Origin of the sequence: Pelagibius sp. 7325 (genome assembly GCF_037652055.1) — a bacterium.
Classification (GTDB): Bacteria; Pseudomonadota; Alphaproteobacteria; order Kiloniellales; family Kiloniellaceae; genus Pelagibius.
The window spans coordinates 15,289-27,739 of the sequence record NZ_JBBKAH010000003.1; the positions used below are offsets into that span (position 1 = coordinate 15,289).

Here is a 12,451-nt window from a genome sequence, read left to right on the forward strand (position 1 = left end):
ATCCCGCGGAAGTCGTGCCGCCGCCTGTTCGGCAATGCACTGCAGGCGCGGGACGGCGCGACGGGGACCGCTCACGCGGCCCCCGCCATTTAGGTCCTATGATGACAGAGCGTGCAGCCGGCCTCAGGCCCAGCTGCGGCCCTGGTTGCGCCGGTGGCCCCGCGGGCCGTCGGCCTGGGCGAAAAACGGCATGCCGTGATGGTTGTAGCTGTGATTGCTGTTGCCGAGCGGCCCCCTTTCCCAAGGACCGGTGATGGCGAAGGTGATGCCCGGAGTCTGGATGTTGGCGAACAGCCAGTCACCGTCGAAGGAGAAGGTGGCGCCGCACCATTCCCGGGTGCGCTGGTCACCGGTCTGGCCGCCCAGCGTCTGGCCGGCCGGGATGATGATGTTATTCTCCGCGAAGGGGAACAGCTCGCCGTCCAGGCTGAGGCCGACCATCTGCTCGCCGCGGAACACGCCCGCACTGTTGGTGACGCCGCCGCCGTCTTCGCACAGCAGGATGGCGCCCGACGGCGCGATGGTCATGTTGTCCGGGTTGTTCAGCGCGAAGGCATCCACCGATTCGAAGATGAGGGTCAGCTTCGAGCTGCGGATGTCGAACTCCCAGACCTGGCCCTGGCGCGCCTCACCGCCGTCAGTGGAGGTCCAGAAGATCTTGCCGTCGTCGTACCAGGCACCCTCGCCGCGGGTGAAGAAGCAGCCGCCCTGGAGGATGCCCTGCTCGACGCAGGAGGTGCCGGTGGCTTCCGGCTCGGAGATCTCGACCCAGTCGATCTTGAAGCTCTGCCCGATCGCGATGCCCTCACCGGCCGCCAATCCATAGGACGCGGCCTCATTGTTGCGGCCGGCATTGCCGCCGTTGAGGTTCACGGCACCGCTCAGCGACGCCTCGGAGCCCTTCACCCGGGCCATTTCGAGCTTGCCGCCTGCCTCGAGGTTGAAGGGGTTCTTCGGCGTGAAGCGGTAGAAGCCGCAGATGCCGCTGTCTTCGGTCTCGTAGATGACGCCGGTACGCGGATCGACGGCGACGGCCTCGTGAGAGAAGCGGCCGGCGTCGCGGATGGGCTCGGCCGTGGCGGTACCGTGCGCCGGGACATTGAAGAGCCAGCCATGGCCGGTGTTCGTGGTCTCCTCACAGCTGATCCAGGACGTCAACAGCGGATTGAAACCGCCCGCGCAATTGCGGATGGTGCCGGTGAGGCTGGCCCAGTCTTCCACCAGCTCGCCGCGGCGCGTGTCGAACACCAGGTTGGTGGTGCCGCCCCTCTGGGTGGCATCGAAAGTCGGCGTCCCCTCGGGGCCGAAAGGAGTGCCGCCGCCCAGCTCGTGGTTGCGCACCATGGTGATCTTGCCGCGGCGTTCGCTGATGCAGGCCATGCCGTCATGGCCAGGCGGAACCGACGAGCCGTCGGACATCGTCTCGCCGGTGATGGAGAAGGTGGTGTACTCAAAGCCCTTCGGCAGTTTCAGCAGCGGCAGGCCGGTGTTGTCGTCCAATACCTCTTCCAGAGGTCCGTAGTCGGAGCTGGCCTTGTAACGGGCCTCGGCCGGCTTGGACAGGAACGCCTGGAACGCCGCCGCCTGCAGCGAAACACCGGCAACGGCGGCGGCGGCGCCCTTCAGCATGCTGCGGCGGTTGATGGTTTGAGAATCGTGTTGGTAATTCGGGTCGAGACTCTCGGCCCCGTGCTCGCTCACGCGATCGGTCATGGTGTGTGCTCCGTTTGGCTCGCATTGACTTCCTCCCGGTCGATTCGCAGCCGACCGGTTGCCAGCCCTTTAGAGCAAGTGAATGTGAAGCCGTCGGGGCGGGTGCGTGACGTTAAGGACAATGAAATGAGTCGCCCGGGTGACGTAATCGATCAAATAGTCGCATCAGATTACCAGGGCGCCATAAAGCCATACCCACCAAATCGAGAAGGCGAGAAAGCTGCCGAAAGGCAGCGGTGTCGTTGATTGCATCGGCCGCCCCATGATCCGCGCCGCCGCGGCAACAGCGAGAGCCGCGGCAGCGGCAATCAGCAGCACCGACGGCAGCGCGGTCCAACCTAGCCAGGCGCCCGCCGCCGCGAGCAGCTTGGCATCGCCCAGGCCAAGCCCCTCGCACGCGCGCAGCAGCCGGTACAGTCTGCTAACGCCATAGAAGGACGAGAAGCCGAGCACGGCACCGATCAGGTGATCCTGCAGTGCCCCCGCGTCGAGCACGGCCGTAGCGGCCAACCCCGCCAGCAAAAGCGGCAGCGTCAACACATCGGGCAGCAGATAGTCGCGCAGATCGATCGCCGCCAGGGCCAGCAGCGTCCATCCCAGCAGACAACTCATCCAGAGCGCACTACCGTCCGTCATGGCGACGGCCGCCAGTGCCACAGCTAGGGCAGCCAGTTCAAGCGCTGGATAGAGGAGCGAAATGGCGCCGCGGCAATGCCGGCAGCGGCCGCCGAGCAGCAGCCGGCTGGCAAGCGGCAGCAGGTCGAGCGCGCGGAGCACGTGATGACAACTGGGGCATCGCGAGCGGCTGAGCGCCACGGGTGCCGCCGCCGGCAGGCGAACCACCAGCACTGACAGAAAGCTGCCAATGAAGGGCGCAACGACGAGAGCGGCGATATGATGAAACGAGGCGGCCACTGACTCTTTGCGGAGATTGCAGGGGAAGGACGGTACTGAGGAAACCCTTCCCGTGAGCAATAGATCGTCCGTATGACATCGTGATGGCGTTTTTACGTCAGGGTGCATAGCGCCGTAGCCAGAGCGCCATAGCCGCACCGGGTCACGAAGCGGAAATCGCCACGCTAACGAATGATGTCCGCTACGCGCTGCAAAGCTGGCGGTGAACCTGTTCCAATACCTGGATGAGCTTGGCTCAGGCTGAGTTCAGGAGCCAAATCTGTACCTGCAGTCTCGTGCCTAAGGGGCCAGTGTCCGGCAAGCCCGGAGGCCGATCCATCAAGTAATACCCTGAAATCCCGCGAAGCCGTCGCTCAGCCGTGCAGGACGGACAAGCGCTGCGGGTCCCAGCTGATCCAGAGATGCTCTTGCGGGAAACGACCGGCTTCGTTGGCATCCATGTAGACCTTGATCACCGCGTCCGCGGGCTCTCCCACCCGGATGTCGAGTGCCATGCGGCTGCCCTTGAAAATGCGGTGGACCACACGCCCGGAGATCGCGTTGGGCTGCTCCGGCCTTTCGGCATGGCACTGCACGTTCTCCAGCCGCAGGGAGGCCGCCACCGACTGGCCTGCGGCGGGGACCGGCCCCTGCTGGGCGGCGCCGCGCACCTCCAAGCCGTTCCAGTCGATCACGATAGCGCCGTTGTCGCTGCCGCGCACCGTGCCCTCGATCAGGTTCGTTTCACCGATGAACTCCGCGACGAAGCGACTCTTGGGGCGGAAATAGAGGTCCTCCGGCGTACCGTCCTGTTCCACCCTGCCGGCGTTCATCACCACGATGCGGTCGGACATCGTAAGCGCCTCTTCCTGGTCGTGGGTGACGAAGAAGAACGTTTTACCGGTGGTCTTCTGGATATCCTTCAGTTCCACCTGCACCTGGCCGCGCAGCTTGGCGTCGAGGGCGCCCAGCGGCTCGTCCAGCAGCAACAGTTTGGGATCGGGCGCCAATGCCCGGGCCAAGGCGACGCGCTGGCGCTGGCCACCCGAGAGCTGGTCCGGCGTGCGTTCACGGAGGGCCGAGAGATGGAGGAAGTCCACGAGTTCGCCGATACGCTTATCGATCTCGCCGCGGGTCTTTCCCTTCAACTCCAGGCCGAAAGCGATGTTCTGCGCCACCGTCATGTGAGGAAACAGCGCGTAGTCCTGAAACACCATATTCACGTCGCGTTTGTTGGGCGGCAGCCGGGTGACGTCCTGACCGCCGACGACGACGCGGCCTTCGTCGGGCCGTTCGAAGCCGCCGAGAATGCGCAGCGTCGTCGACTTCCCGCAGCCGGAGGGGCCAAGGAAGGTGATGAACTCGCCCGACATGATCTCCATATCCAGGCAGTCGATGGCGGTCACCTCACCAAACCGCTTGGTGATGCGGTCCAGGCGGACAACAGCCTGACGGTCGTTAGCAGAGTAGCCCATGTCAGGAAGCTCCCTTGTTCAGGCGCCGCATGGAGCGTTCGGCCCAAAGGCCGAGCACCGCGGTCAGCACGAGGACCACTGTGGCGATGGCGTTGATTTCCGGCGACATGCCGGAGCGCAGCTTGGCGAAGATGAGCACCGGCAGGGTCGGGTCGTAGCCGCCCAGGAAGTAGGCGCGCACGAAATCGTCGAAGCTCAGCAGCATGCAGAAGATACCGGCGCCGATCAGGGCCGGTCGCAGATAGGGCAGAGTCACCCGGAAGAAGGCGACGATGGCGTCGGCTCCCAGGTCGCGCGCCGCCTCGATATGGCTGCGCGGCAGGGTCGAGAGGCGAGCCATGACAACCAGGGCGACGAAGGGCACGTTGTGCACCGTGTGCCCCAGAATGATCGCCAGCATGCCGGGCTCGATGTCGATGCCGCGGGCGAAGATGCGTAGCGCGATGGCCGAGATGATGCCGGGGATCACCGCCGGCAGACAGGTGACCGCAAAGACGATCAGCTTGCCGCGGAACTTATAGGGGCCCAGGAAGCAGGCAACCCAGACACCGATGACCAGCGACAGGAGGGTGCTGGCGAGCGCGATCGCCATGGAATAGGCGAAGACACCCATCACCTCGGCATCCTGCATAACACCGGTATACCATTCGATGGTCCAGCCGCGGATCGGAAAGCCGATGAACTTCGAATCCTTGAAGCCCATCACGACCATCAGCACAAGCGGAACGAAAAGATAGACGATGAAGGCCCAATAGATGACCGACATCAGGATACGGGTATGCCGGGTCATTTCATCATTCCCTTTCCACTGCGCCCCATGAGCTTCAGAAAGATGCCGGTGACCCCAAGAGTGGTGATCAGCATCAGCGACGAAAAAGCGGCGCCGATCGGCCATTTGTCGCCGGCTACGTGGAAGAAACCGGCGATGGTCTCCGCGAAGACCGTGGTGCTGGGCCCGCCAAGCAGTACAGGTGTTGCGTAGTAGCCGGTGGATATCAGGAAAACCAGGGTACAACCGGAGGCGACACCCTCCTTCGAAAGCGGCAGCGTCACCTTGCGGAAACGGTGCCAGGAGCCCGCGCCGAGGTCTGCGGCTGCTTCCAGATAGCTGTTGGGAATCTTCTCTAGCGCCGAATAGAGCGGCAGCAGCATGTAGAGCGAGGTCAGGTAGACAATGCCGACGCCCATGGAAAAGCCGGTGTACATGAAGGGAATCGGCCGATCGATAAGACCGACCCACTTGAGAGCCAGATTCAACGCGCCGTTGTTGCCCAACATGATCATGATGGCGTAGGTGCGCACGATCTCACCAACCCAGAAAGGGATCAGCAGCAGCAGCAGAAACAGCAGCTGGTTCTGACGTTTCACGTGCTTGGCCAGGAAGTAGGCGACAGGATAGGTCAGTATCAGCGTGCAAGTCGTGAACACGACGGAATAGATAAGGGTTCTGAGAAACGGCATGACGAAGATCGCTTCCTGAAAGAAAGCGATCCAGTTGCTGAGCGTGAACTGCGGCTGCCGTCCCGCCGTCGGCGGGTAGGAGTCGAGAAAGCTGATCCAGAACATCTGCAGGATCGGCCCCAGGTGCGCGAAAAAAACCCAGGCCAGGGGAAAGGCCGCCAGTACCCAGAACTGCCGGCGTTCGTTCTTCAGCAGCACGTTGACCACAGCCTGATAGGTATCGCTGGCCAGCAGGCTGCCCCAGAAGCTGCGCCTTGCGGCTTTGCCGCTTTGCGCCGGCTTGGCCGGCGCGCAGGGCGCTTCGACATACTTGCTTTCGAGATGCGCCATCCCGTCGATCTTCCTGTCCGGGCGCCGCATGCACCCTGAGTTTGGATGTTGTCGTAGTGTCGGCCGCCCGGCGCTACCTGCGCCGGGCGGCAACACACCAATCAGGCCGCCTTGACTTCCTCGACCGCCGGGTCGACGAGGTCGTACTTCATCTTATTGGCCTCGGCCCGGAAGAACTTCAGACCTTCCAGTTCCTCCTCGGTGAAGGAGGACGCCTTCTTTTCCAGGTCCGTCAGATACTGGTCGGCCCCCTTGAAGGTGGAGATGAAGCCCGAGGCCTTGGTCATGGCCGCACCGATTTCGGGCGACGCCAGCAGCGCGTCGATCAGCTTGTAGGCGTTGTCTGCGTTCGGTGCATTGTTGGCGATGGAGTACGTGTAGACGAAGCCGTAGGTGCCTTCCTTGGGGATCGTCATGTCGACCGGAAAGCCGTCGGTGATCAGCTTGGCGATCGGCCCATTCCATGCGCAGGCCATGGTGATATCCTGGTTGATGAACATCTGCTGCACCTCGGCACCCGAATCATAGTACTTGCGTACCTGCCCCTTGTGCTTGATCAGGAAATCGCGCGCTTCGTTTACGATCTCGGCAGCTTTATTCGGGTCGTCCAAGTAGGCCACCATGTTACCGTCGTAACCTTTGTAGAGCATCACGATCGACATCATGTCCTGGATCGTGTAAGCGGTCTGCCCCTCGTACTTGGGATCGAACATCACGTCCCAACTCCTGGTCTCGGCTTCCGGCACCATTTCGGTGTTGTAGGCCAGGCACTCACAGCCGGAGAGGATCGGCGTGCCCCACTTGTGGCCCTTCACCGTCGACCAGTCACTTTCCGAGAACACCGGGTTGATGGTGCCCCAGTTCTTCAGGCGGCCCGTGTCGAGCGGCGCCAGCAGTTCGGAATCGACGAACTGCAGGAAGCGGTGGCCGGCGACTGTCAGGATGTCGACCGTCGGATTCGGCGCCTCGGCGGCGAGTAGGTTGAACTGCTTGCCCTGGTCGTCGACCAGGCGGATGTTCACCTCGATGCCGGTTTCCTTCTCGAATTCCTTCTTGAAATCGTCTGGAATGAAGTTGGTGTAGGTCCACACGTTGACTGCGCCGGCGGCTCGGGCGCTGCTCCGCAGCACGTAGGGAGCCGCCAGGATGGTGGCACCGGCAGCCGCCGACTTCATGAGCCCACGCCGGTTGATCTTGAACTTATTCATCTGTCTACCCCCTGTAGTTTGCCTCACTGTTAAACCTTGCGGGATGCCCTACCCCGCGCTGCCCGACAGGGCATCTTCACGCCCTGCCTTGTTTGCCTCTGTTGAAGGGTCGTAGCCCTCGCGCGCCAACCGGCGCAGTTCCGCCAGCGGCAGCGCCGCGATGTCGAGTGCCGCAAGCAGCGTGTTCTCGGCGAAGAAGTCGCGCCCGTAGAGTGCCGAGAAAATCTCGACGCCCGATCGGTGCAGCGTCGCCGGACGCCCGGTCAGGTCGCCCAGCAGCACCGTCATGGCGAGGCCGTAGGGCACGTCTTCGGTGACGTAGCGGCTGTCCGCCGTCGCCGGGCCGGTGCCGCCGCGGCCTTCCTCGTGCATGTGCTGGTTCATCTCGGAGATGCTGCCCACCGGCACGTGGAAAGACAGGTGGAAGTGCTCGAAGATTGTGCGCACCGACAGACCCAGCGCCTCGGCGATGGCCAGGCGCTCCAGGTCCAACGCCTCCAGAAGGCGGCCGACGTTGGGCGTCACGTTGTAGCCCTGGGCCCAGTCCTCGCCGTGCTCCATGCGCGTCATGTTGCAGAGCGCGATGCCCATGTGGTTCTGCGGGTTGAGGTTCGACAGCGCGATCGCCAGCAGACCCTCGCGCTCGACGAAGCGGTCGCCGAACAGGGCCTGACAGCAGGCGAGCCCCTCCGCTGAGCGGCTCGCCGGCAGGGTGCAGATGTCCACCTTGCTGCGCACGGTATTGACCTGCGCCTCCACCGGGCTCGGCTGGCGGCCGGAGGTGACCGTCGTGCCCCAGGCGACGATGGGCACGACGAGACCGCGCGCGGCCAGCAGCTTCGACAGATAGAGGGCACCGAAGGAGGCATGCGAGGAAATCAGCACGACCTGATCGGCGCGGATGTGCGGCGCCAAGGCATCGAAGACCGCCTTGTGGCCGTAGGCCGGCAAGGCGACCAGCAGCACCTGGGCGTCTTCGACAAGCGCCCGGGCGCTGTCGGCGACGCCGGGATGAAAATGTCCCTCCACGGCCCCTTTGGACTTCAGCGGCTCGCCGGCGGCCAGGCGCGTCGTGCGCTTGCCCGAGGGCGACCACAGGGTCGCCTTGTGGCCGGCATCCTCCAGAAAGGCCGCCGCGCCGTAGGCGATGGCCCCTGCGCCGGCGATGCCGACCTTCATGGGCGTCTTCGCCGCCGTCACGCTCCCGGCTCCTTCGCGACCGGATCGCCCAGGGTATGCATCAGACGGTTCGCCCAGCCGAACAGCGCCGCGGAAAGGATGAGATCCAGAATCTCGTCGTCCTTCAGGCCGGCTTCGCGCAGCGCCAGCATATCCTTCTCGTCCGCTTCGCTGGGGGTTTTCGAAAGCCGCGCGGCGAAACGGAAGATCGCCGCCTGGCGCGGTTCGAGCTGGGCCGCCTCACCGTCGTCGAAAACCCTCTGCGTTACGTCTTCGGACTTGGTCAGCTGGTTGAACCGGCTGGCGTGCACGGCGGCACAGTAGACGCAGCGATTGATAACCGAGGCGCCGATGGCACCCAATTCGCGCTCGGCACGCCCCATACCGCCGCGGTTGTACATGATGGCATTGAACAGCGGCGTGCGTGCCGCCAGCGTCTCGACGTCGTTGGCCAGTACCAGAACATAGTCCGAGACCTTGGTATTGGACGGCGTCACCTTCAGGGCATCCAGCTGAGCCTGGCTGGCCGTGGCGAGATCGATCGGCTTCACCCGCGGGCGCCATTCGGGAATCGTGGTGGTGAATTCGTGAAGGGTGTCGCTCATGCCGTCGCCTGCATCAGTTTGAGGCCGGCGATGACGCGGACCTGGTAGGCGAGAAAGGCCGTCAGTTCGGCAAGACGCACAATATCGGCATCACCGATACCGGCCGCCTTCAGCGCCTCTATGTCGCCGGCCACGGTGTCCTTCGGCGTGACCGAAACCAGGTCGACATAACCCGTCAGCGCCGTCAGGCGTGCATCGCCCGCACCGTCGAGACCCGGATCCGCGAGGATGGCCGCGGAACCGGAGACGCCCGCCTGCTCCATCAGGGCGGCGTAGTGGGCCGCCAAGGTGTCGTCGCCGTTCAGGCGCGCGATGCGAACGGCAATCGCCGCCCGCTCCGCGTGGGAAAGACCGCCGGGTTCGGCGGGCCGCAACGACGCCTCAGCGGCCTTTCGCGTCATCTCCAGAATGTCGGCGCGGCCTTCCAGCGCCGCGCGCACCGGACCCACCGGCGCGATCCCGGCCTGCCGAGCAACCAGATCCTCTTCATTCATCACCGCGTCCATCGTCAGTCTCCAGTGTCCTGCAGTGGCGCCACCGCTTCCGGCTCCAGCAGGCTCGGCGCCCACTCATCGCCCAGCAATTCTGGCTTGTCGTAGTCCACCATGCCCTGGAAATGGGCCGCCACGTCCTCGCCATACAGCTTCGCCGCCAGGGCGCGCGTCAGCCACGCGGCTCCCTCGCTGATGCCGGGAATGTCGCCGCTGACCTTGCCGAGACTCGCGGAGGCGCCGTAGTTGAAGCAGTAGATGCTGGCAAGCCAGGGGGCTTTGCCCGGCTCGCGCTCGCGGAAACTGAAGTCGGCGTTGAGATAGGGGAAATTGCCTAGCGCCTCGCTCTCCTCGCCCTTAGGCGGCGTGTAGCGGTCACACCACAGCTCGATCTGGTCGGAATAGCCGTCCAGTTCGGTGCGCGCCAGCGGATCGACGGTGAAACCGGTGCCGAGAATCATGTAGTCGGTGGCCAGGCGGACGTTGCCGCTGGTTTCGATGACGATTTCCTCGTTCCCCTTTGGCCCCAGCAGGCGCACCGACTTCACACCCTGGCCGAAGTGGAAATAGGCGTTGTCATGGCGGCTGACGCGCAGGGTCGAACCGCGCGGTGCCGGCGTCTGGGTGACGAAGGAATACTGCATGAAGCGCCAGCGCCATTCATCGGGCAGCTCGGCGAAACCGGCGGTGAAGCCGAAGCTGCCGATGCCCATCATCTTGTTGACCGTCGGCATGGCCTGGCGGCGCACCAGCAGGCGGGCTTCCTTGGCGCCGTGCTCCAGCGCTTCGGCGGCGTTCTCCACCGCCGACGCGCCGGCGCCGATCACCACCACACGCTTACCCTTCAGGCGGTCAAAGTCGATGTCGTCGGAGGAATGCGCCCAGCGGTCACGCGGCAGGGCGTCCATGAAGCCGGGAATGCTGGGATGCCCGGTACCGTCGCGCCCCGTCGCCATCACCACCTTGCGGGCCAGGATCGATGCCGCCGTCGCGTTGCGGCCGGCAAGCTCCAGACGCAGCAGATCGCCCTCCGGGACGATGCGCTTTACCTCGACTTCGTTCTCGACCGGCACCGACAGCACCTTGCGATACCATTTCAGGTAATCCATCCAGGTGGTGCGTGGGATCTTGTCGAGCTCCTCCCAGGCCGCTTCGCCCTTCAGCGCGGTGTACCAGGCGCGGAAGGTCAGCGAAGCGTAGCCGTAGCAGGGGCCGACCAACTGCTTGGGTGAGCGCAGCGTTTCCATGCGCGCATAGGTGAGCCAGGGTCCCTCGATGCCTGCGGCGCTGCGGTCCAGGATCCGGATGTTCGCCACGCCGGCATTGTTGAGGGCGAACCACGCCAGCATCCCGCACATGCCGCCGCCGATGATGACGACATCGTGCGCCGTCTCGCCGCCCTGCCGGCGCGGCAACACCCAGTTCGCCGCGGGACGACAGAGATAATCCTGATCCTGCCGGATCCGGTCCTCCAGCGCTGCCAGGCGCGCCGGACCCGCTTCAAGCTGCTGCAAAATCCTGTCCTCCAAGAAACCGCCGGCCTCCGGTGCCGCCGGCCGCAAACCTACCGATAAGAAATGACCTGTCGTTCACTGCGGCCTTCCCGCCTTTGCCTACATGGACCAGATGGGATGATGGTCGTCGATGACGAACACATGCCGGTGACCACCGCTGGCGTGCCGGTGCGGATGGCTGTGCGGTTCCGGGCCCTCCCAGCCTTCGTGCTCGTGATGATGATGGTCGTCGTGTACGTGCAGATGCGCGTGATCGAGCGCCGGATGCACGTGGTAGCGCTCGGTTGCGTCATCGGCTGGCCAGATCGCCCAGCCGGCAATCGCGGCCAGCAGCCCCGCGCCGGCCATGACAGCGAAGGACTCGGCAAGGCCGAGATGAAAGCCCAGCCATCCGGCCAGCGGATAGGCGACAAGCCAGCCGGCATGCGACAGCGAAAACTGCGCGGCGAACAGCGCCGGGCGGTCCTGCGAGTGTGATGAGCGCTTCAGCAGCAGGCCACCGGGAGTCATCACGAGCGAGGAAGCCGCACCCAGCAACAGCCACAACGCGATGGCGCCCAGGGGCCCCGGCTGCGCCAGCGTCGCCCAGGGCAATATGCCCAGCAGCAGGCCGCCGCCGACCATGACGAGACGCGGCGGCAGGCGGTGGAGCAGGCGCGGCAGGATCAGCGCCACGGCCATGGAACCGCCGCCGTAGGCCATCAGAAGCATCGTGTAGCTGTACTCGCCGCCGCCCAGCGCCTCATGTGCGTAAACCACGGAGTTGACCAGCACCCAGGCCCCGACGCAGGAGACGGCAAATCCGAGGGCGAATAGCGCGCGCAGCCGGGGCGTCCTGGCATAGAGCGCGAAGCCCTTTGTCAGGCGGCGCAGGAAGGGCTCCGGCGCCAGCATGGCGGAGCGCGCCGGCAGGGCGGCGGAAACCACGAGAATCGCCGAGGCCGCAAAGCCGAGCGCTGGGCCGGCGAACAGCATGTCGCCGCTGATCACCGTCAGCAGCAGCCCGGCAAGCAGCGGACTGACCAGCGATTCCGTATCGTAGGCAAGACGCGAGAGGGAAAGCGCCTTGGTATAGTCGCCCTCTTGAGGCAAGACCTCCGGAATCAGACTTTGAAAGGCCGGCGTAAAGGCCGCCGAGCAAAGCTGCACGGCGAACACCAATGCATAGACCTGCCATACCTGATCGACGAAGGGCAGCAGCAGGACCAGCGCGACGCGCGCGAGATCCAATCCAACCAGCAGCGGCTTCACCGGCAGGCGTTGCGCCAGCGCGGCCGCGAAGGGCGCGAAGCCGACATAAGCGACCATCTTCAGTGCCAGGATGGTGCCGACGACGACGCCGGCCGCGTCACCCGACAGATTGTAGGCGAGCAGCGCCAGCGCCACGGTCATCAGGCCGGTGCCGATCAGGGAAAGGATCTGAGCGGCGAACAGCCGCCGGTAGATCACATGTCGAAGCACCCCGATCATCGCCTTGCCGCCTTCTCCGCATCCGCGCTGTGCGAAGCGGACATTATGTGCATCAACAGGCGCCGCGAGTCGAACCCGGAGTCAGCGGCTTGCGCGCAGAAAATTCCGGGG

11 protein-coding genes are annotated in these 12,451 nt (G+C 64.6%); all 11 read right to left on the reverse strand.

From position 1 onward, the window contains the following. Positions 1–123: 123 nt before the first annotated feature. The 11 genes from WDC82_RS09140 to WDC82_RS09190 all read right to left on the reverse strand — a co-directional run bounded on the left by WDC82_RS09140 (position 124) and on the right by WDC82_RS09190 (position 12,340). Entirely contained in the window at positions 124–1,713 is a 1,590-nt protein-coding gene (locus WDC82_RS09140) for an alkaline phosphatase PhoX (RefSeq protein WP_340116990.1), read from the reverse strand. 165 nt (positions 1,714–1,878) lie between these two features. Beyond that, positions 1,879–2,628 carry an A24 family peptidase gene (locus tag WDC82_RS09145; protein WP_340116991.1) on the reverse strand — a complete coding sequence of 250 codons (750 nt, stop codon included), beginning with the start codon at positions 2,626–2,628 and terminating at the stop codon, positions 1,879–1,881. Between the two features lie 353 nt (positions 2,629–2,981). Beyond that, positions 2,982–4,082 carry an ABC transporter ATP-binding protein gene (locus WDC82_RS09150; protein ID WP_340116992.1) on the reverse strand — a complete coding sequence of 367 codons (1,101 nt, stop codon included), beginning with the start codon at positions 4,080–4,082 and terminating at the stop codon, positions 2,982–2,984. A 1-nt stretch (position 4,083) separates the two neighbouring features. Beyond that, positions 4,084–4,872: an ABC transporter permease gene (locus tag WDC82_RS09155; protein ID WP_340116993.1), complete on the reverse strand. Its 789-nt coding sequence runs from the start codon at positions 4,870–4,872 to the stop codon at positions 4,084–4,086. Further along, positions 4,869–5,873: an ABC transporter permease gene (locus tag WDC82_RS09160; RefSeq protein ID WP_340116994.1), complete on the reverse strand. Its 1,005-nt coding sequence runs from the start codon at positions 5,871–5,873 to the stop codon at positions 4,869–4,871. The genes WDC82_RS09155 and WDC82_RS09160 overlap by 4 nt, the downstream gene beginning before the upstream one ends. 101 nt (positions 5,874–5,974) lie before the next feature. Continuing rightward, positions 5,975–7,081 carry an extracellular solute-binding protein gene (locus WDC82_RS09165; protein ID WP_340116995.1) on the reverse strand — a complete coding sequence of 369 codons (1,107 nt, stop codon included), beginning with the start codon at positions 7,079–7,081 and terminating at the stop codon, positions 5,975–5,977. Positions 7,082–7,129: 48 nt separating this feature from the next. After that, positions 7,130–8,281, reverse strand: a complete 1,152-nt coding sequence (locus WDC82_RS09170; protein ID WP_340116996.1) for an NAD/NADP octopine/nopaline dehydrogenase family protein — start codon at positions 8,279–8,281, stop codon at positions 7,130–7,132. Continuing rightward, complete coding sequence (locus WDC82_RS09175) at positions 8,278–8,865, reverse strand: peroxidase-related enzyme (protein ID WP_340116997.1); 588 nt, start codon at positions 8,863–8,865, stop codon at positions 8,278–8,280. The genes WDC82_RS09170 and WDC82_RS09175 overlap by 4 nt, the downstream gene beginning before the upstream one ends. Beyond that, positions 8,862–9,371 (reverse strand): carboxymuconolactone decarboxylase family protein, encoded by a 510-nt coding sequence (locus WDC82_RS09180; RefSeq protein WP_340116998.1) that lies wholly within the window; start codon positions 9,369–9,371, stop codon positions 8,862–8,864. Before WDC82_RS09180 ends, WDC82_RS09175 begins: the two co-directional genes overlap by 4 nt. A gap of 2 nt (positions 9,372–9,373) precedes the next feature. Further along, a complete protein-coding gene (locus tag WDC82_RS09185; RefSeq protein WP_340116999.1) occupies positions 9,374–10,870 on the reverse strand; it encodes an NAD(P)/FAD-dependent oxidoreductase in 1,497 nt (498 codons plus the stop codon). A 99-nt stretch (positions 10,871–10,969) separates the two neighbouring features. Then, positions 10,970–12,340 carry an MFS transporter gene (locus WDC82_RS09190; protein ID WP_340117000.1) on the reverse strand — a complete coding sequence of 457 codons (1,371 nt, stop codon included), beginning with the start codon at positions 12,338–12,340 and terminating at the stop codon, positions 10,970–10,972. Positions 12,341–12,451: the final 111 nt, after the last annotated feature.